Source organism: Actinomadura sp. NBRC 104412, assembly GCF_030269515.1.
Classification (GTDB): Bacteria; Actinomycetota; Actinomycetes; order Streptosporangiales; family Streptosporangiaceae; genus Spirillospora.
This window is the reverse complement of sequence record NZ_BSTM01000015.1, coordinates 90346-110830: the sequence shown is the minus strand read 5'-3', so window position 1 is coordinate 110830 and position 20485 is coordinate 90346. Positions and strand designations below refer to the sequence as shown.

The window sequence follows — 20485 nt, the reverse complement described above, 5'->3', positions numbered from 1 at the left end:
GTCGTTCCTTCCTTTCGGGGCCTGCCAGGCCCGCCGACGTCAGATGGAGACGAATTCCCGTCCGGGCACCGCGATGAGGGCGTCACGCGCGCCCTCCTGGAACGGGACGGAGTCGGGCAGCACGAGGGAGGCGGAACGCACCCGCTGGTGCTCCGGCGCGGCGCCCGGCAGCGGGCCCTCCTCGTCCAGGAGCTTGAGGGCGTCCAGCAGGCGGCGGCGGGCGAGGATGATGGCGGCGTCACTGGTGCCGAGCCGTTCCTTGGAGCGGTCGACGATGGCGCCCATGGACTCCTGGAGCGAGAAGTCCTGTGCGGAGATGCCCTCGACCCCGCTGAAGGAGCGGCGTTCCCTCTGCGCCGTCCGGTCGATGAGGTAGTCGTTGGTCTTGTTGGCCAGCGGCCGGTAGGTGCCGGGGATGTACTTGACGTGGATGCCCTCACCGGCTCGCATGGACGCCAGTTCCGGCTCGGTCAGCGCGCGGGTCGGGTGGTAATTGATGCTCCACGCCCAGCAGTTCTCGTCGTCGATGGGGACCCAGGCGTGGCCGCCCATCGGGTTGTGCGTGCCGAACGGGGGGATGATCGTGTACCAGGGCATGATCCACTGGGTGATCCGCCAGTAGTAGGACCGGTCGCCGGCGGTCCGCCGGGCCCCGATGACCAGCCCGCCGTCCGACTCGGCCACCTCGAACTTCGGCCGGGTGTCCGCCTTGAGGTACTTCAGCCCCTCGGTGCCGGCGTGCATGGGGTCGTCGTCGATGTTGTAGCGGTGCGCGAACGAGACGTGGCTGGAGTCGATCCCGCCCTCCATGGCCTGGAGGTAGTTCGACTCCTGCCAGCGCTTGGAGACGAACCGCCGGTCGGCGTCGAGGGTGACCCATTCGAGTTCGGGGAGCGCCGGGCGCCGCTCGGGCGGGCCCATGTAGGTCCAGATGATCCCGGCGAGTTCCACGCACGGGTACGCCTTCAGCCTGACCCGGTTCTTGAACGTGGAGGTCTCGGGCTCGGAGGGCATGTCGACGCAGTTGCCGTCCACGTCGAACTTCCAGCCGTGGTACGAGCAGCGCAGCCCGCACTCCTCGTTGCGCGCGAAGAACAGCGACGCCGTGCGGTGGGCGCAGAACTCGTCCAGCAGCCCGATCCGGCCTTCGGTGTCGCGGAAGGCGATCAGTTCCTCGCCCAGCAGCTTCACCCGGACGGGCGGGCAGTCGGGCTCGGGGATCTCCTCGGACAGCAGCGCCGGGATCCAGTAGCGGCGGAACAACTCGCCCATGGGGGTGCCGGGTCCGGTCCTGACCAGCAGTTCGTTCTTTTCCCTCGTCAGCATGCTCGTCCTTCCTGCTCGCGGGGCCCGGGTCCGTGCCTGTCCGGCCCCGAGCGCGGCGCCTGGGGGATCGTGGGGGTCGATGCGTGGGCGGCGTCCGGGGAGGGACCGTCCCGCCCGCGCCACAGCAGCGCGAGAGCGGCCGCCGCCGCGTAGACCGCCGCCACCGACGCCCAACCGGAGGTGTAGGTGCCGAGCCCGTCCACGGCGGCGCCGAGGGAGACGGGGCCGAGGGCGAAGCCGAGGTACTGGCCGAACGCGAGCATGCCCGACGCGGCCCCGACGACGCTCAGCTCGCTGACCTGGACCACCGCGAGCATCACCACCACGTTGGTCGCGATGCCGGAGGCGCCGAACAGCACGGCGGCGAGCCACATCGTCCAGGCGGTCCCGGCCAGGGCGGCGGCCATGAGGAGCAGCGCCGCGCCCGCCGACACCGCCGCGAGCAGCGCGAGCAGGGAATGCGGCCGTCGGGTCCGGTCGGCGACACGTCCCCAGAAGATGCGTGCGGCGAGCCCGACCCCGCCCACGACCGCGGCGGACAGCCCCGACGCGGTCACGCTCATCTCCAGCCGTTCATAGCCGAACAGGGGCAGATAGACGTTCGTCGCCTGAAGCGCGGCGCCGGTGAGGAACCCGTAGGCGCACAGCCACCACACGGCGGACGGCAGCCGGCGGCCCGCGCGGCGGCGCCCCGGCGGGCGTGGCGTCTGCACGGCCGCCGGCACCGAGGTGCGGACCAGGACCAGGCCGGCGACCGCCACCACCGAGGAGACGGCGGCCGCGCCTCGCCAGCCGAGGGCCAGGGCGATGCTCGGGAGCGCGAGCCCGGCCCCGAACTGGCTCATCTGCACGCCCGACTGCTTGACGCCCATCAGCACGCCACGCTTCCCGGCGGGGACGTTCGCCGAGATCAGCTGGTTGGTCACGGGGTTGGACAACGCCTGGAAGACACCGGAGGCCGTGACCGCGACCAGCAGCCACGCGTACGACGGCGCGGCGGCGACCGTCAGCAGCGCGGCCCCGGCGCCGGCGAACAGGATCGCCATGACGGCCCGTCCGCTGAAGACGTCGGCGGCCCGGCCGATCAGCGCGGAGGCCAGCGCCGCCGCGATGAACGTGACCGTCGCGATCGAGCCGAGCTCGGTGCGGCTGAGGTCCAGGCTCTCCGTCACCAGGGGGCCGGTCGCGCTGATCCCGTACGTCGCGAGCGGTCCGACGCCCATCGCGAGCGCGAGGGCGGTGCCGAAGCCCGCCGCCGGCCTGCCCGGCCCGGAGTCCGCGGGACCGCGGTCTCCGTGCCGACCGTGCCGCTCGCCGTGCCGCTCGCCGTGCCGCCCGCGGGTTCCGCGTAGAGCGAGCCTGGCGAGCCGCCCGCGGGCTTCGCCTGCCGAACCGTCGACACCGTTCATCAAAGGATTTTCGCTATCCGAACATTGTGCGTATAAGGCGGATCACACGCTACGCAGACGTTTCTTGTGACGTCAAGCACAGGAGCACGATGACTGTCCGTACGATGCGGGAGATCACGCGGCGTAAGATTTCGCGATACAGGAATGTGTGCGCTACGCGCAGAGGTGGCTTCACACCGCGGTCCGGTGCGGCGGGCCGCCAGGCCGTGCCACGCTGTCAGAGGCGCGACGGAACCGCGTCACGAGGGAGCAACGCTTGCACGTCAACGCCGAGGAAGGACACGGATGACCGCGGTGCCCCCGGGCGAGCGCTCGCAGGAGTTCGTACGCTCGCTCGAACGCGGGCTGTCGGTCATCAAGGCGTTCGACGCGGACCATCCGCGGATGACCCTCAGCGAGGTGTCCCGCGCGGCCGGCCTCAGCCCGGCGGCCACCCGGCGGTTCCTCCTCACCCTGGTCGACCTCGGTTACCTCGCCAACGACGACGGGGTGTTCTCGGTGCTGCCGAGCGTGCTGTCCCTCGGCTACCCGCAACTGTCCAACCTGTCGTTGCCCGACATCGTCCAGCCGTACCTGGAGGACGTCGCCACCGACCTGCGGGCCGCGGCGTCGCTCACCGTGCTCGACGGCGACGACGCCGTCTACCTCGCGCGGGCGAGCGCCGACCAGCCCATGACGCTGGCGGTCAACGTGGGAAGCCGTCTCCCCGCCTTCGCCACCGCCGCCGGGCGGGTGCTCCTCGCCGGGAAGCCGGACGACGAACTCGACGCCTACCTGGAGCGGGTCGTCCTGCGTCCGCTGACTCCGTTCACCATCGTGGATCCGGCGGCGTTGCGCGCCGAGCTGCTGAAGGTGCGCGCCCAGGGCTGGTCGCTGGTGGACCAGGAACTGGAGGAGGGAGTGGTGGCCGTCGCGGTGCCGCTGCGATGGCGAGGCGACCAGTTGGTAGGGGCGCTCAACAGTTCCACGCACACGACCCGCGTCCCGGTGGAGCAGACCCTGCGCACGCTGCTCGCACCACTCCAGGCCACCGCCGCCCGGATCGAGGCGGACCTGCGGGTCTACCCGTCGCTCTACCGCCCGCGCGCGCTCGGCTCATGACGGCACGCCCATCCACGCGCGACGGACGCCCGCACGTGACCAGTACGCCAGCAGGAGGAGACATGCCCGCACCCGTGGAACGCGGGGAGTACTACGTGCAGTCCCTTGACCGCGGGCTTGCGGTACTGCGCGCGTTCGAGCCCGGCTCCCCACGCCTCACGCTCACGGAGGTCGCGCGCCGCACAGGGCTCACCCGCGCCGCCGCGCGCCGTTTCCTGCACACGCTGCACGACCTCCACTACGTGCACTTCGACGGCCGGACCTTCGGGCTGCGGCCGCGCGTGCTCGAACTCGGCAACGCCTACCTGTCCAGCATCCGGCTGCCCGACATCGCGCTGCCGCACCTGGGAGCGCTGACCGAGAAGGTCCGCGAGACCGTCTCGCTCACCGTGCTGGACGGGCAGGACGTCCTCTACATCGCCCGGGTGAACGGCGTGCGCATCCTCAGCGAATCGATCGCCGTGGGCACCCGTGCGCCCGCCTACGCCACCTCGACCGGCCGGGTGCTGCTGGCCGGCAGGTCACCGGAGGAGGTGGCCGATCACCTCGCCCGCGCCGAGCTCCGCAGCCTCACCGACGCGACCATCACCGATCCCCGCGCGCTCGCGGAGGAGATCGACAGGACCCGGCGGCAGGGCTGGGCCATCGCCGACCAGGAACGGTTCGAGGACATGCGCTCGATCGCGGCTCCCGTCCGCGACCATCGCGCGTCCGTGGTGGCGGCCGTGAACATCTCCGCGCACATCACCCGGGCGTCGGTGGAGGTCATGCGACGGGAATGGCTTCCCGAGCTGCTCGCGACGGCGTCCCGGATCGAGGCCGACCTCGAACACCCGGCCTGACCGGGTCCTCACGGGCGGACGCGGACGATCGTCTTGCCCTTGACCCGCTCGGTCGAGGTGAAGGCGGCGACGGCGGCGTCCAGGGTCACGACGTCGCCGACGTTGGTGCGCAGGCGCCCGTCCCGCACCCGCCGGACGATCTCGCCGAGCTGAGCGCGGTCGGACTCGACGACGAAGTCGATCACCAGGCCGTCGGCGGGCCGCGCCTCGGACGGCCCGGCGACCGACACCAGCGTTCCGCTGGCGCGCACCAGGCCCGCCGACCGCTTCTGGACGGAGCCGCCGATGACGTCGAAGACCAGGTCGACCCCGCCGACGTCCTCCAGGGCGTCGGCGTCGAGGTCGACGAACTCCTGCGCGCCGAAGCCGAGCGCGGCCTGCCGGTCGGCGGCCCGTCCGGTGCCGATGACGTACGCCCCGGCCTCCTTCGCGAGCTGGGCCGCCATCGAACCCACCGCGCCGGCCGCGCCGTGCACGAGAACGGTCTGCCCCGCCTGGAGCCGCCCGTGCTGGAACAGTCCCTGCCACGCGGTCAGGCCCGAGATCGGCAGGCTCGCACCCACCGTGAAGTCGACGTCGCCCGGCAGCCCCGCGAGGTTGCGCGCCTCGACGGCCACGTACTCCGCCAGGGTGCCGTCGCGGGTCCAGTCCGTGAGGCCGAACACCCGCTGGCCCACCGACAGGCCCGTCGCGCCGTGGCCGAGGGCGCTGACCACCCCGGCCAGCTCGTGACCGGGGACCGCGGGCGTCCGGTCACGTCCGAGCCGATCCGTCCAGGTCGAGGGCCATGTCAGTTCGCCCCGCGTGAATCCCGACGCGTGCACCTCAACGAGGACGTCGTTCACCGCCGCCTCTGGCTCGGGCCGCTCCACGAGCGTCATCCCGGCCGTTCCCGCGGCCTGATCCGTCACCACGATCGCTCTCATCCGGCACCCCCCGGTGGTCCGTCCCCGCGTGCGGGTCCAGGAAACCAGGGCTCGCGGTGTCCTTCGGTGGATAGTAGGGGGTCTCCTCCAGCCGCTGGTACGCCATCTCGATCAGGGGTTGCATCCGGTACCGGGGTACAGGCTTACCGTCGAGCCATGGAACTTCAGCAGGTACCGGCGGGCGCGGACGGCCAGGGATGGGCGCCGCAGGCGTGCACGCTGCCTACGGCCGAGCGGCCGTTGCGGCTGGCCGAGTTCGACGCGTTGTTCGCCGAGGCGGTGACCGAAGTGCGCCCGGCCGCGCCCGGCGAACTGCAACTGGTGCTGCGTCCCGCGGGCACGCTACGCGAGGCGCTGGAGGCCGGGTGCGACGACCTGGTCGCCTGCGCCGCCGAGGAACGCTGCCCTCTGCCCTTCGCCGACCTGACCGTCGGATCCGGACACCCGGTCCCGCACAACCCTGCGCCGAATCCCTGATCACCCTGGCACCCTGAGTCCGTGGCCCGGTTGTCACGTGCGCGTTCCCGGTGGTGTCCTCATGCCCGGCGGTCAATGTCGGGCGTGTTCCCGGGCGGCCTCTGTGAGGACGTTCAGCATCGCCTCCACCGCGGGGTAGCGGAAGGGCGGAGCCGTCGACACCGAGTAGAGGCGGCGGCCGGGAAGCTCGGGAACGGTCGGTCGCAGCGTGACCCCGGGGTGGGTGACCGCTTGGGCGAGGGTGGGCACCAGCATGATGCCGGAGCCGCCCGCGACCAGCGCCTGCTTGCCGTTCCAGTCCTCGCAGAAGAACCCGATGCGCGGCGGCCCGGCCAGAGCCTCGGTGAGCCGTGGGATGGGGCCGAGGCAGTCGGGATGGCCGCCCTCGATCCAGGTCTCGTCGCGCAGGTCGCTCAGCCGTACCTGGCGGTGGGCGGCCAGCGGATGCGAGACGGGCAGCGCGACCTGGAACCGTTCGTCCAGGAGCGGCACCAGGTCGAGTCCGGCGAGCGCGGCCGGGCCGAGAGGCTCGGGCGCCGGGTCGATCCGGGCGGCGGGCAGGTCGGCGTACAGGCTCCACTCGGTGAGGAGCGCCAAGTCGACCCGGCCGGTCCGGACGGCGTCGAGCGTCGCGTCGGAGGCGACCTGGGTGAGGCTCAGCGAGATCCCGGGATGGGCGCGGCTGAAACGCCGGATCACCTCCGGCACGAACGCGGTGTTCGCGCTGGCGTGCGCGGCGATCCGCAAGGTCCCGGCGTCGAGGCTGGCGAAGGTCCCGAGCCGGACTTCGAGGTCGCGGAGGCGTGCCAGGATGTCCCGCGCCTGCTCGGCGGCGATCTCCCCGGCGGTGGTCGGCTCGACCCCGCGCGGCAGGCGGCGGAACAGGCTCACGCCGAGCCTGCGCTCCAGCCCTCCGATCTGCCGGGACACGGCCGGCTGTGTCATCGTCAACGCCTCGGCCGCCGCCGAGAACGATCCCCGCTCGACGACCTCGACCATGACCCGCAACGTCCAAGGATCCAGCATGCGCCGCACCTCATCGCTATGTCTTCAAGACATATCAACGATCACAAACCCGTAGTTGTTCGCATGCCGTCCACCTTCGATGCTGGACGGTATGAGCGTTGACAACGGGGGACGAGGCGGCTCGATCGTCGTCTTGGGCGGGTACGGGGCGGTCGGCAAGGCGACCGCGGAGATTCTCGGACGGCGGTTTCCGGGACGCGTCGTGGTGGCGGGACGGTCCTGGGACCGCGCGGAACGCCTGGTGCGGTCGAGTGACGCCGCCCTGCGGGCCGCGCGCGTGGATGTGGAGAGGCCCGATGAGGTGAACTGCGTGCTGCGCGGCGCGGCCCTTGTGGTCATGTGCGTGGAACGCGCCAACACGGCGGTCGCACGTGCCTGCCTGGAACGAGGCGTGCATTACGTCGATGTCAGCGCGTCCGCCCCCGTGCTGGAGTCGATCGCCGCCCTCCACGATCTCGCGGTGAGCAACGCCGCGACGGCCGTGCTGAGCGTCGGGGTGGCGCCGGGGCTGACGAACCTGTTGGCACGGCGCTGCGCCGAGCGGCTGTCGGACGCGCGGACGGTGGACCTCAGCCTGCTGCTGGGACTGGGCGGCGAGCACGGGGCCGACTCGGTGCGATGGGTCGTGGACCACCTCCTGGAGCCCGGCGGCCGCGGGCGCGGGTCGCGTCCCAGGCGGGCGCGGGTGCGGCTGGGACGGGCGGGGGTCAGGACCGTCCATCCGTTCTCGTTCTCCGACCAGTACACGGTCGGTGAGGCGCTCGGCGTGCGGGCCACCACGCGGATCTGCTTCGACTCACGCCTGGTGACCTCCGCGGTGTTCGGCTTGCGGACCGCCGGGTTCTTCGCCCTGCTGCGCCGGCTGCGCGCCGGGTCCCCGCTGGCCGCGCTGATGGGCCGCCTGCATTTCGGGTCGGACGGGTTCGTCGTCCACGCGTCCGCGTCGGACGGATCCGGGGCGGCGGTCACCGGAACCGTGACCGGCCGCGAGACCTGCCATGCCACCGGTGCGGTCGCGGCGCTTGTCGCCCAGGCGCTGTACGGCGACGGCGGGCCGGGAGGTGTGATCCATATCGACCGGTTCCCGAAGGCCGCATCCCTCCTCGACGAGCTGGCGGAGCACGGTATGTCCGTCCGGTGGTCCGGTGAGAGGGTCCGCTCCTGACGGCATCGACGGCCGGCAGGATCCCGCGTTCCGGGTCAGGTCATACGGCCGAGTCCAGTCGTTCGCCCAGTTCGGCGTCCAGGCGCAACTCGGCGGCGGGCAGGAATTCCTCCAGGTGCGCCAGCTTGCCGACCCCCACGATCGGGATGATCGGCGGGTCGCCGCCCATCAGCCACGCCAGGACGACCTGGTTCCGCGTGGCGCCCAGTTCGTCCGCGACCTCGCCGAGGACGGCGAGGCGGCGCGTGTTGCCGACGTGCTCGTAGTGCTCGGGCAGCGGCCTGTCGGGACGTCCGCTGTAGACGCCGGAGAGCAGGGCCGTGTACGCCCACAGCTTGAGCCCCGCGTCGCGCGCATAGCCGAGCAGGTCCTCGTTCACGTGGTAGTGGCCGCCCTCGGGCAGCTTCACTCCCGGCCGCGGCTGGAGGTAGGAGTACCGGTACTGTAGGTCGGTGTACGGGACGGGCCCGGCCGTGCGCGCCCGTTCGACCCGCCAGACCGGATGGTTGCTGACGCCGATCCGGCCGACCTTCCCGCTCGTGACCAGCTCGCCGAAGCCGCTCATGGTGTCCTCCAGCGGCACGGACCGGTCCTCGTAGTGCGCCCAGTACAGGTCGATGTGGTCGGTCTGGAGGCGGCGCAGGCTGTCCTCGGCCGCCGACGTGATCGCGGTGGAGGACAGGCCCTCCACGTTCTCCAGACCGGAGCCCGGCGCCAGCGGTTTCGCGCCGACCTTGGTGCCCAGCACGATCCGGTCGCGCATTCCGGGACGGGACGCCAGCCAGCGGCCGAGCACCTCCTCGCTCTCGCCGCCGACGCCGCCGTTCAGCCAGAAGGCGTAGTTGTTCGCGGTGTCCAGCATCGTCCCGCCGGCCTCGACGAACCGGTCGAGAATGGCGAACGACTCCTCCTCGCTCACCGAGGTGCCGAACCACATGGTGCCCAGTGCGATGTCCATGCCGTCGATCCAACAAGCTGGAGCGCGCTCAGGGTCAAGGCGTTTTGCGCGGCCTCCGGCGGGAGTTGACCCGGAGCGCGCTCCAGATGGAACGCTGGCGGCGTGATCTCTTACTCGTCAGCGGAAGCCGCCGAGAAGAGCGGTTTCAGCATCGACACGTTGCGTTACTACGAGAAGATCGGCCTGCTGCCGGACATCGCCCGCGATGCCGCGGGCCGCCGCGTGTACAGCGAGGACGACCTGAACTGGCTGGGCCTGCTGCGCTGCCTGCGCGAGTCCGGCATGCCCATAGCCGAGATGCTGCGTTACACCGAGTTGTCCCGTGCCGGTGACCACACCGTTCCCGAACGCCTTGAGCTGCTCCGGCGGCACGACGAACGGGTCGAGCAGAAGATCGCGCGGCTGCGCGAACAGCGCGGCCAGCTCCAGTTCAAGATCGGCTTCTATACCGAGCTGGTGGAGGCGGACCCTCCGGGGAACGCGGCGCCGGCGGGGGCCGGCGCCGCGGCCTTGTGACGCCGAGGTGATCAGCGGGCCTTGATCGGGAAGAGCAGGCAACTGCTGGTGGCGTGGGCCAGCAGCCGGTCCTCGGAGTCGAGGAGCTCGGCTTGGGCGAGGGCGGTGCGACGGCCGCTGTGGAGGAGGGTGCCGACGGCGCGGACCTTGCCGGTGTCGACGGTGATCGGGCGCAGGAACTTCACGTTGAGGTCGATCGAGGTGTAGCCCATGCCCTGGGGGAGCACGGTCTGCACCGCGCACCCGGCCGCCGAGTCGAGCAGCGTGGCGTAGACGCCGCCGTGGACGCCGCCGATGGGGTTGTAGTGCTCCTCGCCCGGCGCCAGGGCGAAGACCGCGCGTCCGTGCTCGGCCTCCTCCAGGGTCATACCGAGAGCGGCGGCGATCGGCGGGATGGGCAGGCGCCCGGACAGGATCCCGCGGACGAAGTCGAGACCGCTGAGCCGGGGGACGGTTTGGGCGGAGGTGGCGGGGTCTTCCCAACTGTACGCGCGCGACCTGTGCGTCGGCGCGCCTGCTCGGTCGGTCACGTCCGCGCTCGGGGACGTCTTCGGTGCCTTGGACATGCGGCAGCTCCTCAGGGGGTGTTGCGGATGTGACGTGGGGACGCTTCTGCGGCGGAGTCGTCCCGCCGGGTGTTCCGGCCGCCGCCGGGTTCAGGGGGTGTCCGGTCCGACGCGGATCAGGCCCGGTCCGGCGTCGATGACCGACTCCCTGAGCGGTACGTCGTGGCCGTCCTCGCAGCGGAGCACCGCGTGCACCGGGGCGCCGCAGTCCTTGTGGCGTACCACCACGGCCGGCCCGCGCTCGTCGGCGGCCCAGGTGTCGCCCCACTGCCGTAGCGCCGTGATGATCGGTAAGAAGTCCCGCCCCTTCTCGGTGAGCTGGTAGGCGTACCGGGTCCGCTGGCCCGGCTCCTTGTAGGGGGTGCGCTCCAGCAGGCCGGCGGCGGTCAGTTCCTTCAGGCGCGCCGCGGCGGCGGGTTCGCCGATGCCCACACGCTTGGCGAAGTCGTCGAACCGGCGCGTGCCGAAGAACGCCTCGCGCATGATCAGCATTGCCGTCCTGTTGCCCGCGATCGCCAGTGTCCTGTCGATCGAGCAGTTGGCCATGGACCAGGCGTCCCGGTCGTCCAGCAGGTCCTTCATCCCTCCACCTTCGTGGCTGGCTTGCCTTGCGCGAAGTCAGCCTATAGCGTCGGGCTGACTTCCGCAATCGTAAGTCAGATGGGATTTGCCGTCATGACCGCCATGACGGTCATGGCCACCGACCGAACCCAAAGGATGCCGCCATGCCCTACCTCTCCGACGACGTCGAGACCCGAGAAGCCCAAGGGCGACTCGCGACGTACGCCTACCGCGACTTCGGCAAGGGGGCGACGGAACCTCCGCTCGTCCTGCTCCACCGCTTCCGCGCGACCATCGATCACTGGGACCCGGCCTTTCTGGACGTGCTCGCCTCCGAGCGGCGCGTCATCGTCTTCGACAGCGCGGGCATCGGGCGGTCGACCGGCACGACCCCGAACACGATCCAGGGGATGGCCGACGCGGCCGTCGACTTCCTGGGCGCTCTCGGCCTCCACCAGGTGGATCTGCTCGGCTGGTCCATGGGCGGCTACGTCACGCAGGCCGTCGCGCTCGACCACCCGGACCTCGTTCGCCGGATCGTCGTCGCCGGCAGCGGCCCCGGCGGCGTTCCCGGAAGCCCGGAACGCGACCCCCGCGTACTGAAGGCGATGACCGCCGAGACGAACACCGAAGAGGACTTCCTCTTCCTCTTCTTCGGACTGGACAGCGAAGGCCGGCGCCTGGGGCAGGAGTCGCTGGCCCGGCTGAACACCCGCCTCGACGTCTCCCCTTCACAGGTCAAGCCCGAAAGCTGGAAGAGCCAGATGGAGGCCATCGGGCGCTGGGGCGCCGGCGAGAACTCCGCGTGGGAGCGGCTCGACCAGCTCACCGCGCGGGTGCTGGTGGCGAACGGCGCCCACGACGTGATGGTCCACGCCATGAACTCCTTCGCCATGGTCCAGCGGGTGCGCGACTCGATCCTGGTGCTCTACGGCGACTCCGGTCACGGCTTCCTGTTCCAGCACTACGACGAGTTCGGCCGCCAAGTCCTCGACTTCCTGCGCTGACCGCCGCACACAGCACCGCGCCACCCCCAACGACCTGCGCTTCGCGAGCCAGGAGAAGGCGTCGTTCCGCCAGATCGAGGTCGGCTTCGGCATGGTGCCCGGCGGTGGTACGGACCGGAGCGGCCCTGAGCCCCGCCGCCGTGGCCCACGGCGCGTTCGCGCTCGAATGCCCAGGTCAGGAACGGGTAGTGATCGCGGACGGGGAACGCGTCCATCCGGGGAGTGCGGGTGCGTCTGAGAGGGCGGGTGCTCGTTGGATGCGCCGGCTCAGGCGGGAGACGGCGTATCGGCCGCGCTTGCGCGGTGGGCGCCTTCTTCGGCTCGGCCGAGGGCGTCCAGGTGGATCCGCTCATCGTGCTGCCCATCGCGGTCGTGGTCGCGGTGCTGGCCGTCCTGCTCGGGCGCTATGCCCTGCGGGCGCAGAGAGGCCGTGCCCATTCCGGGGCCGAGGGACTCGTCGGCCGGCTGGTCGAGCTTCGCGATGTCCGGGACGGGCGCGGCCGCGCGTTCCTTGAGGGCACGTGGTGGAGCACCCGCGCGGTCGGCCCGCCGTTGCCCGAGGGCGCCATCGCCCGGGTCGTCGACCTGGACGGCCTCACCCTGGTGGTCGAACCGCCGACCGAAGGAGACGATTCGTGAACGCACTGCTCATAGGCTTGGCGGCGGCCGCCGCGATCCTGCTGCTCTTCCTGGCGAACGCCATCAAGATCGTCCCGGAGTACGAGCGCGGAGTGATCTTCCGGCTGGGGCGCATCCAGGGCGCCAAGGGTCCGGGACTGTTCTTCATCATTCCCGTCATCGACCGGATGGTCCGCGTCGACCTGCGCATCCTGACCGCCGACGTCCCGCCACAGGAGATCATCACCTCCGACAACGTCACCGTGCGGGTCGACGCCGTCACCTACTTCCAGGTGCTGGACCCGGTCAAGTCCGTGATCGCCATCGAGGACTACCAGGTGGCCACGTCCAAGATCGCGCAGACCACGTTGCGCAGCATCCTGGGCCAGCGCAGCCTGGACGACCTGCTGGGCAAGCGGGACGAGATCAACCAGCTCCTCGCGCAGGTCATCGACGACCTCACCAACCCGTGGGGGGTGAAGGTCTCCCTGGTGGAGGTCCGTGACGTCTCCCTGCCCGAGGCGATGCGCCGCGCCATGGCCCGGCAGGCCGAGGCCGAACGCGACCGGCGGGCTCGCGTCATCCACGCCCTCGGTGAACGGGAGGCGGCCCAGAACCTCGGCGCGGCGGCCGGCATCCTCGAAGAGCACCCGGCCGCCATGCAACTGCGCACCCTCGGCTCCCTGGTGGACGTCGCCGCGCAGCAGGGCTCCGTCGTCGCGTTCCCCGTGCCGATGGAACTGCTCCAACTGGCGCGCGCCACCCGAGGCTCACACCAATGACGTGTCGTTTTCGTCCACGACGGATCCCGTGCCGGCGATCTAGGGTGAACCCCGCGCGGTTTGTTCGATCATGAGGGGATAAAGATATGCGTGACCTGGTCTACACCGGTTTCATGTCGCTCGACGGTGTCGTGGACTCGCCCGGCGGGGGTCCGGGGGAGGAGCACCGCAGCGGCGGCTGGGTGTTCAAGGACCTTGAGTTCGTTCCGGAAGCCTGGTCGTTGAAGGGCGAGGAACTCGCCGACACGACGGCGCTGATGTTCGGCCGCCGCAGCTACGAGGCGTTCGCGCCGGTCTGGCCCGGCTCGGAGGACCACGCCGCCTACAAGGAGCTGCCGAAGTACGTGGTGTCGACCACGCTGGGCGAGGACGCCCTTGTCGACGGCTGGGGGCCGACGACGATCCTGCGTTCGACCGAGGACGTCGCCGCGCTCAAGGAGGGCGAGGGCGGCGCGATCTTCATTCACGGGAGCGCGGAGCTGGCCCGGCGGCTGTCGGACGCGGGCCTGATCGACCAGTACAACCTGCTGGTCTTCCCCGTGCTGCTCGGTGCCGGGAAGAGCCTGTTCGGGCGGGCCGACCGCGACAAGCAGATGCTGACCCTTCGGGAGTCGGAGAGCTACTCGAACGGAATCTTGAAGCTCGTCTACGACGTCAAGCGCTGATCCAGGGCGAGGGCGATCGCGCCGCCCTCGCCGTCACGCAGCCCGCCGACGGTGCGTCCGATGTAGGAGCGCAGCGCGTGGGCGAGGTGCGGCTGGTCGAAGTAGCCGAGCTCGGCGACGACATCGGCGGCCGTGGCGCCGGCGGCCAGCGCATGCGCCGCCCTGCGGGCCCGCTCGATCTGCCGGACGGCGCCCTGGGTCAGCCCGGTCGCGGCGCGGAACCGGCGTTCGACCGTGCGCTCCGAGACGGACGGGCGGTGTCCGCGCAGCACCGCGGCGACGAGCGGATCACCGACCACGACCCCGGCCCGGACGAGACGTTCGACGAGTGCCTCGGCGTCGTCCGGGCCGGGCGTCTCCCAGCGCGCGCCGTCCAGGCGGAACGTCCTCCGCGTGGTGTCGGGAAGTTCGATGCCCGAGTTCACCAGCGCCGGGGTGGGCACGGCCCGCAACGAGGTGCCCAAGGCGAACTCGATGCCGGTGAAGGTCGCGCCTTCCGGCACCGGCGCCGTGCCCGTCCTCGTCTCGGGGCCGGTGACGCTCGCGTAAGCCTTGCCGTCCTGCTCCCAGAACACCAGCCCCCAACGCGCACTCGCGACGGACGTCATCCGCGTGACCTGCTCACTCGTGCAGGTCCAGACGATGTCGACCCACGGCGAGTCGGACCGTCGCGTCTGGAAGCGCAGTTGCACGGGCGAAGGATACATTCGCTGGCCCCTGCTATCGCGGGAGTACCTGCAACGGGCTGACCCGCGGTGGGGCGCGGCTGGATTTTCCTGCTCGTAACACGGGGCTCACTCCCGTGTGATCGGTCGTTCTTACGGTCCGCAGAAACCCCCCGGCGCGACACGCCGGATCTCACGCGGAGGAGCCCGACCGATGATCTCTGCTGCCCGCCGACGTGCCGGTCTGGTGCGTGTCGCGGCCGTCTCGGCCGTCTTCATGGCGGCCGTCGCCTGTGGCGACGCGGGAAAGAAGGAGACCGCCGCGCCCGCGAACGGGTCCAAGCCGAAAATGGCCATCGTCTACAGCGCCCAGTTCAAGGACGGCTCGTGGGGCGAGGCGGCGTTGACCGGAGTGCAGAAGCTGAAGAGCGAGGGCGCCATCTCCGATTACGCCACGCAGGAGAACGTGCCCCCGGGCGCCGCGGCCGTGCGGGCGCTGCGCGACTACGCTGCCCGCGGCTACAACCCCGTCATCGCCCACTCGTTCAACTACGGCGACGACGTCAAGAAGGTCGCCAAGGAGTTCCCCAAGACCCTGTTCGCCTACGGCGGCGGGTTCGGTGACGTCAAAGGCAACGTCGCCGACTACGCCCAGCCGTACTACCAGGCCACCTACCTTGAGGGCATCCTCGCGGCGGGCGCCACCACCGGCGGGAAGGTCGCCGGGGCGGGAGGCTTCGACATCCCGGTCTGCCGCGCCATGTACAACGCCTTCCTGGCGGGCGCGAAGCTCGTACGGCCCTCGACCACCGGCTCGTTCGTCGCGGTCGGCGACTGGTACGACGTGCAGAAGGCGAAGGAGGCGGCGCTCTCCCAGGCGGACGCGGGCGCCACGATGTTCGTCGGATGCGGACAGGGCCCGACGTTCGGCCAGATCGAGGCCGCCAAGGAACGCAAGGCGGTCGCGTCGGGCTACGTGGGCGACATGTCCAAGCTCGCCGACTCGGTGCTGGTGTCGTTCAAGTGGAACCTGGACAAGACGTTCGGGCTGATGGCCGCCGACGTCGAGGCCGGCAAGGTCAATCCCACCCGGTACTTCCAGGTGGACATGAAGGACGGCGGCATGGACGTGGTGATCAGCCCCAACTGGAGGAGCAGGATCTCCCCGTCGGCGTTGTCGCTGTACGAGCAGAAGCTCGCCGCGATCAAGAACGGCACCCTGACCGTCCCGTACAGCGACAAGAAATGAACCGTCGGGCGGAGCCGAGACAGGACCCGGTCACCACCAGGCCGGACGGGACCGCCGCCGTGGCGATGGCGGGCATCGTCCGCCGGTTCGGGCCCACCGTCGCCCTCGCCGGTGTCGACTTCGAGGCGGCCCCGGGCGAGGTGCACGCTCTGCTGGGGGAGAACGGCGCGGGCAAGACCACGCTGATGCGCATCCTCGCGGGCCTCGACCACCCCGACGAGGGGACGGTGACGGTGGCCGGGCGGCCGGTGACGCGCCTGGATCCGCGGGCGTTGCGCGAGGCCGGTGTCGCCATGGTGCAGCAGCACTTCACGCTGGTCCCGACACTGTCGGCGGGCGACAACCTCGCGCTGGCGCGTCCCCTCGGACGGATACGGCCCGGAGCCCGCGCCGCCCGGGAACGCGTGGAACGGCTGGTGGAGGAGCACGGGCTCGCGGTGCGTGCCGACGTGCCCGCCGAAAGGCTGTCGGTCGGCGAGCGGCAGCGGCTGGAGATCCTGCGCGCCCTGGACGCGGGCGCTCGGCTGCTGATCCTGGACGAACCCACCGCGGTGCTGACCGACGCCGAGGCGGAGCGGCTCCTGGCCGTCTGCCGGCGGCTGGCCGACGGCGGACGCACGGTCGTGATCATCACTCACCGGCTGGGCGAGGTGTCCGCGGGCTGCGACCGGGTCACCGTGCTGCGGCGCGGCCGGACGGTGCTGGCGGGCGCGCCGGTGAGCGAGCACGACCGCACCGCCCTCGCGACCTTCATGGTCGGCACCCGGCCCTCGCCTCCGGTAACGCGCCCGCCCGCGACGCCAAGGCCGTCACCGGCCGAGGGGGCGCCGCGGCTGCGGGTGCGGGGGGCGTCGCTCGGGCGCTTGGACGGGTTCGACCTGGAGGCCGACGCCGGGGAGATCGTCGGGATCGCCGGGGTGGACGGCAACGGCCAGGCCGAGCTGGAGGAGTTGCTGGCCGGGCTCGCGGTCCCGGAGCGCGGCCGGGTGACGGTCGGCGGCGAGCCGGTCCCCGTCGGCGACCCGCGGGCCCGCATCGCGGCGGGGATCGCCTACATCCCGTCCGACCGGTACCGGCGCGCGCTGGCCGGCCCGCTCTCGCTGGCCGACAACCTGGAGATGGGCCGCGGCCCGCGATGGCGCCCGCCGCGGCGCCGGCGGCTGCGGGACGCCGCGGAGGCGCTGCGCCGGTGGGACGTCAGGTCCGCCGGACCCGCCGTCCCCGCCGCGCGGCTGTCCGGTGGCAACGCGCAGAAGCTCGTGCTCGCGCGGGAGCTCGCCACCACGCCCCGGATGATCGTGGCGGCCCATCCGACCCGCGGGCTCGACCCCGAGTCCGCCCGGACGGTCGCGAACCGGATCACCGAGGCCGCCGCCCGCGGAACGACGGTGGTGTGGTTCGGCGCCGAGCTCGACGAGCTGTTCGCGGTCGCCGATCGCGTCGTGGTGCTGGCCGGGGGCCGGGCCTCCGGTCCCTTCCCGCCGCCGTACGACCGCACCGCGATCGGCCTGGCCATGGCGGGGGCCTCATGACGGCGACCGTGGACCGCGTGGACGACGCGGCGGTACGGCCACCGGGCGACGACCGCTGGCACCGGCTCGTGGCGGCGGTCGGCGTGCCCGTCGCGGCGCTGGCGGTGGCGCTGGTGGTCGGCGGGATCCTCATGGGCGTCGAGGGCGTGGCGCCCATGTCGGTGTACGGCGAGGTCCTGCGCGGTGTCTTCGTCCTGGACGGCGGCCTGCGCGACACCGCGGTCGTGGCCACCCCGCTCCTGCTGCTCGGGCTCGGTCTCGCGGTGGCGTACCGGGCCAGGGTGTTCACCATCGGCGCCGAGGGCCAGTACATCGTCGGCGCGGTGGCCGCGACCGGATGGGCGACGGCCGAGGAGGTGCGCGGCTGGCCGGGCCTGGTCCTGGTCCTCACCTCGCTGATGGTGGCCGTGGCCGCGGGCGCCTGCTGGGCCGCCGTGACCGCCGGGCTGAACGCCCGGTTCGGCGCCAGCGTCGTGATCACCAGCCTGCTGCTGAACTACGTCGCCGCCGCGCTGCTGGCCTGGGCGGTGCGGGTCGGGATCAGGGACCCCGGGGCCTTCACCCCGCAGAGCCGCCCGATCGGCGCCGCGGGCCTGCCCGAACTGCCGGGTCCGGCGATCCACCTCGGATTCGTCTTCGCGCTGGCGGCCGTCCCGCTCGCCGGCGTGCTGCTGGCCCGTTCCCGGTTCGGCTACCGGGTGGACGTGCTGGGCGCGGGCAAGGAGGTCCTCGGCGCCGGCGAGGCACGCCCGGCGCGGGTCACGCTCGCGGTGCTGGCCGTGTGCGGGGCGCTCGCCGGCCTGGCCGGGTACGTCGAGGTCGCCGGCGTCACCGAGCGGGTCACCCCGGACTTCGCCACCGGCTACGGGTACACCGCGATCATCGTCGCGCTGCTCGGACGGCTGCGTCCCGCCGGGGTGCTGATCGCCGCGTTCGCGCTGGCCGCGTTGTCGACCGGCTTCGACGCCGCGGAACGCGGCTATGAGATCCCGTCCTCGACCGCGGGCGTCGTCCAGGCGCTCGTGGTGGTGTTCTTCGTCGCCGGGGACGCGCTGGCACACCGGATGGGGCGCTGACATGGAGACCTTGCTGACGCTGGCCACGCTGACCGCGGCGGTGCGGCTCGCCGTGCCGGTGGCGATGGCCGCCCTCGGCGAGCTCGTCACCGAGCGGGCGGGGGTGCTGAACCTCGGGCTTGAGGGGATGATGCTCTCCGGCGGGCTCGCCGGTTACCTGGTGACCCTGGCGTCCGGGTCGCCGTGGATCGGGATCCTCGGCGGACTGGCGGTGGGCGCGTTCTGCGGCGCCGTGTTCGCGGTGCTCGTGGTGGTCGTCCAGGCCAACCAGATCGTGACCGGCCTGGCGTTCACCCTGCTCGCCCTGTCGGCCACCACCTACCTCTACGAACGCTCCTACGCCATCGGCCAGTCGCCTCCGCGCATCCCGCGCCTGTCGATGCCGCCGCTGGTGGCGCTGGTGCTGGTGGCGCTGGTCGTCGTCTGGTTCGTGCTGAACCGGACGACGGCCGGGCTCGTCCTCGGCGCGGCGGGGGAGGCGCCCGAGGCGGTGGACGCCCTCGGCTACCGGGTGGACCGGGTCAGGTTCGCCGCCACCGTCGCGGGCGGCGCCCTGGGCGGGCTGGCCGGTGCGATGCTGGTGTGCGGGCCGCTGGGGCTGTTCGTCCAGAACGTCACGGCCGGACGCGGCTGGGTGGCCCTGGCCCTGGTGGTGTTCGCCCGGTGGCGGCCGGTTCCCTGCGTGCTGGGGGCGCTGCTTTTCGGATTCTGCGACGCCGCCCAGCTCCGCTTGCAGGGGACGGCGACTGCGGTGCCCTACGAGGTGTTCCTCGCCCTCCCCTACCTTGTCACCCTGGTGGCGCTCATGGTGCGGGCGCGTGACAGCCGTACGCCCCGGGCCTTGGCCGTCCCCTTCGTACGAGGCGGAACGTGAGCAGAGGCCGAGGGAAGGTTCTGGATCATGGATAACGGCTACCGCAACCCGCTGCTCGCCGAGCACGGCTGAGGGCTCAGCCGGGCATCTCCGCCATCAGGTTCCGCCAGGCGAGGCTCAGCCGGTCCGCCTTCGTGTGCATCTCGGTGCGCCGGTCCAGATGGATGTGGCGATGCGGGTAGCGCTCCAGGATGCCGAGGTCCTCGGCCGTGATGCGGTCCTCGTCCTTGACGAAGGCGTCCAGGCGCCGCGGATCGGGCGGCAGGTCGTCGCGCCGGGCGATCAGCTTGTAGACGCGGGTGCTCTCCGCGGTCTCCGGCTGGCAGCAGAACATGATCCCGAACGTCCAGCCGATGTCCGGGAAGTCCAGCCGCAGGTAGACGTTGTAGGACGCGAACCCCTGCTTGAAGAGGTCCTGCCGTTGCAGGCTGTCGCGTTCCCCGGCCTCCGCGCGCGGGTCGTCCATCGTGCGGTACCACGTCGAGAAGGTGGTGTGCACGCTCCAGCCGTCGCGTTCCACTCCCGCGTCGACGACCCGCGCGCTCTCGTCGACGCCGAAGGTCGCCGCGTGGACGTACGGGAAGTGCGAGGCGTCCATGAAGTTGTCCACGAGCTGGGCGGCGCTCACCGGGGTGCGGACGGTGGCGCACATGGCCCGCTGGAAGTCCGCGGCCTCCCACTCGGGGAACTCCGGCATCGGCGCGAGCGGCTCCTCGGGCGCCAGCCACACCAGCCCGTACCGTTCGGTGATCCCCGCGGGGGACGCGAGCGTCGCCCGGCGGCTGATGCGGTCGGTCTTGCCGAGCGCGGGGATTTCCACGCACGCCCCGTCACCGGCGAACCGCCAGCCGTGATACCCGCATTGCAGCGTGCCGTCCCTCACCCACCCGGCCGACAGCGGCGCCAGCCGGTGCGGGCAGCGATCGGGGAACGCCCGGATCGAGCCGTCGAGCCGTACCAGCACCCACGGCTCGCCGAGCAGCCACACCTGAACGGGCTCGTCGCCCACGTCCTCGGCCACCGCGACCACATGCCAGGCCCGCCGGACCCGGCGGCTGGAGTTGTCGAGCAGGACGGACTCACGGCGGCCACCGACGACCTTGCTCTCCATGATCTCGACCGTAGATACGGCGTGTTCCAAGCA

At 71.7% G+C, this 20485-nt stretch carries 22 protein-coding genes; 13 read left to right on the top strand and 9 right to left on the bottom strand.

Translation table 11 applies throughout. The features are described 5' to 3' along the window. Positions 1–39: 39 nt before the first annotated feature. Positions 40–1326, bottom strand: a complete 1287-nt coding sequence (locus tag QSK21_RS20135; protein WP_285697897.1) for a Rieske 2Fe-2S domain-containing protein — start codon at positions 1324–1326, stop codon at positions 40–42. After that, a complete protein-coding gene (locus QSK21_RS20130; protein ID WP_285697894.1) occupies positions 1320–2735 on the bottom strand; it encodes an MFS transporter in 1416 nt (471 codons plus the stop codon). Before QSK21_RS20130 ends, QSK21_RS20135 begins: the two co-directional genes overlap by 7 nt. A gap of 285 nt (positions 2736–3020) precedes the next feature. Here QSK21_RS20130 and QSK21_RS20125 point away from each other — a divergent pair, with 285 nt between their 5' ends. Continuing rightward, the gene (locus tag QSK21_RS20125) at positions 3021–3836 is read left to right on the top strand and encodes an IclR family transcriptional regulator domain-containing protein (RefSeq protein ID WP_285697892.1); all 816 of its coding nucleotides are present in this window, start codon (positions 3021–3023) and stop codon (positions 3834–3836) included. 62 nt (positions 3837–3898) lie between these two features. Further along, a complete protein-coding gene (locus QSK21_RS20120; RefSeq protein WP_285697890.1) occupies positions 3899–4678 on the top strand; it encodes an IclR family transcriptional regulator domain-containing protein in 780 nt (259 codons plus the stop codon). A gap of 8 nt (positions 4679–4686) precedes the next feature. Here the strand turns inward: QSK21_RS20120 and QSK21_RS20115 are convergent, their stop codons facing one another. Beyond that, entirely contained in the window at positions 4687–5604 is a 918-nt protein-coding gene (locus QSK21_RS20115) for an NADP-dependent oxidoreductase (RefSeq protein ID WP_285697888.1), read from the bottom strand. Positions 5605–5760: 156 nt separating this feature from the next. Here QSK21_RS20115 and QSK21_RS20110 point away from each other — a divergent pair, with 156 nt between their 5' ends. Continuing rightward, positions 5761–6081, top strand: a complete 321-nt coding sequence (locus QSK21_RS20110) for a hypothetical protein (RefSeq protein WP_285697887.1) — start codon at positions 5761–5763, stop codon at positions 6079–6081. Between the two features lie 72 nt (positions 6082–6153). On the opposite strand, the gene QSK21_RS20105 is transcribed toward QSK21_RS20110, so the two are convergent. Then, entirely contained in the window at positions 6154–7107 is a 954-nt protein-coding gene (locus QSK21_RS20105; protein ID WP_285697885.1) for a LysR family transcriptional regulator, read from the bottom strand. Between the two features lie 91 nt (positions 7108–7198). Between QSK21_RS20105 and QSK21_RS20100 the strand changes: the two genes are divergently transcribed. Then, entirely contained in the window at positions 7199–8272 is a 1074-nt protein-coding gene (locus QSK21_RS20100) for a saccharopine dehydrogenase family protein (protein ID WP_285697884.1), read from the top strand. A gap of 40 nt (positions 8273–8312) precedes the next feature. Here the strand turns inward: QSK21_RS20100 and QSK21_RS20095 are convergent, their stop codons facing one another. After that, positions 8313–9230, bottom strand: coding sequence for an aldo/keto reductase (locus QSK21_RS20095; protein WP_285697882.1), 918 nt, complete (start codon positions 9228–9230; stop codon positions 8313–8315). A gap of 102 nt (positions 9231–9332) precedes the next feature. Between QSK21_RS20095 and QSK21_RS20090 the strand changes: the two genes are divergently transcribed. Then, positions 9333–9746, top strand: coding sequence for a MerR family transcriptional regulator (locus tag QSK21_RS20090; protein ID WP_285697881.1), 414 nt, complete (start codon positions 9333–9335; stop codon positions 9744–9746). Positions 9747–9757: 11 nt separating this feature from the next. Here QSK21_RS20090 and QSK21_RS20085 read toward each other — a convergent pair whose 3' ends face one another. Next, a complete protein-coding gene (locus QSK21_RS20085; RefSeq protein ID WP_285697880.1) occupies positions 9758–10312 on the bottom strand; it encodes a PaaI family thioesterase in 555 nt (184 codons plus the stop codon). A 90-nt stretch (positions 10313–10402) separates the two neighbouring features. Continuing rightward, positions 10403–10894 carry a winged helix-turn-helix transcriptional regulator gene (locus QSK21_RS20080; RefSeq protein ID WP_285697879.1) on the bottom strand — a complete coding sequence of 164 codons (492 nt, stop codon included), beginning with the start codon at positions 10892–10894 and terminating at the stop codon, positions 10403–10405. Positions 10895–11037: 143 nt separating this feature from the next. Here QSK21_RS20080 and QSK21_RS20075 point away from each other — a divergent pair, with 143 nt between their 5' ends. From QSK21_RS20075 to QSK21_RS20060, 4 genes are all read left to right on the top strand, one after another. Further along, positions 11038–11880: an alpha/beta fold hydrolase gene (locus QSK21_RS20075; RefSeq protein WP_285697877.1), complete on the top strand. Its 843-nt coding sequence runs from the start codon at positions 11038–11040 to the stop codon at positions 11878–11880. Positions 11881–12183: 303 nt separating this feature from the next. Next, positions 12184–12519, top strand: coding sequence for an NfeD family protein (locus QSK21_RS20070; protein WP_285697875.1), 336 nt, complete (start codon positions 12184–12186; stop codon positions 12517–12519). Next, positions 12516–13280, top strand: a complete 765-nt coding sequence (locus QSK21_RS20065) for a slipin family protein (RefSeq protein WP_285697873.1) — start codon at positions 12516–12518, stop codon at positions 13278–13280. Before QSK21_RS20070 ends, QSK21_RS20065 begins: the two co-directional genes overlap by 4 nt. A gap of 86 nt (positions 13281–13366) precedes the next feature. Then, positions 13367–13945, top strand: a complete 579-nt coding sequence (locus tag QSK21_RS20060; protein ID WP_285697870.1) for a dihydrofolate reductase family protein — start codon at positions 13367–13369, stop codon at positions 13943–13945. Here QSK21_RS20060 and QSK21_RS20055 read toward each other — a convergent pair. Further along, entirely contained in the window at positions 13927–14637 is a 711-nt protein-coding gene (locus QSK21_RS20055; protein WP_285697868.1) for a helix-turn-helix domain-containing protein, read from the bottom strand. The genes QSK21_RS20060 and QSK21_RS20055 overlap by 19 nt on opposite strands. Before the next feature lie 187 nt (positions 14638–14824). On the opposite strand from QSK21_RS20055, the gene QSK21_RS20050 reads away from it, so the two are divergent. From QSK21_RS20050 to QSK21_RS20035, 4 genes are read left to right on the top strand one after another with little or no spacing between them, the layout of a single operon-like run. Beyond that, positions 14825–15859 (top strand): BMP family protein, encoded by a 1035-nt coding sequence (locus QSK21_RS20050; protein ID WP_285697866.1) that lies wholly within the window; start codon positions 14825–14827, stop codon positions 15857–15859. Next, on the top strand, positions 15856–17391 hold the full coding sequence (locus QSK21_RS20045) for an ABC transporter ATP-binding protein (RefSeq protein WP_285697864.1): 1536 nt from the start codon (positions 15856–15858) through the stop codon (positions 17389–17391). Before QSK21_RS20050 ends, QSK21_RS20045 begins: the two co-directional genes overlap by 4 nt. After that, positions 17388–18467: an ABC transporter permease gene (locus QSK21_RS20040; RefSeq protein ID WP_285697861.1), complete on the top strand. Its 1080-nt coding sequence runs from the start codon at positions 17388–17390 to the stop codon at positions 18465–18467. Before QSK21_RS20045 ends, QSK21_RS20040 begins: the two co-directional genes overlap by 4 nt. Before the next feature lies 1 nt (position 18468). Continuing rightward, entirely contained in the window at positions 18469–19341 is an 873-nt protein-coding gene (locus QSK21_RS20035) for an ABC transporter permease (protein ID WP_285697860.1), read from the top strand. Between the two features lie 76 nt (positions 19342–19417). Here QSK21_RS20035 and QSK21_RS20030 read toward each other — a convergent pair whose 3' ends face one another. Continuing rightward, entirely contained in the window at positions 19418–20452 is a 1035-nt protein-coding gene (locus QSK21_RS20030; protein ID WP_285697859.1) for a Rieske 2Fe-2S domain-containing protein, read from the bottom strand. Positions 20453–20485 lie beyond the last annotated feature (33 nt).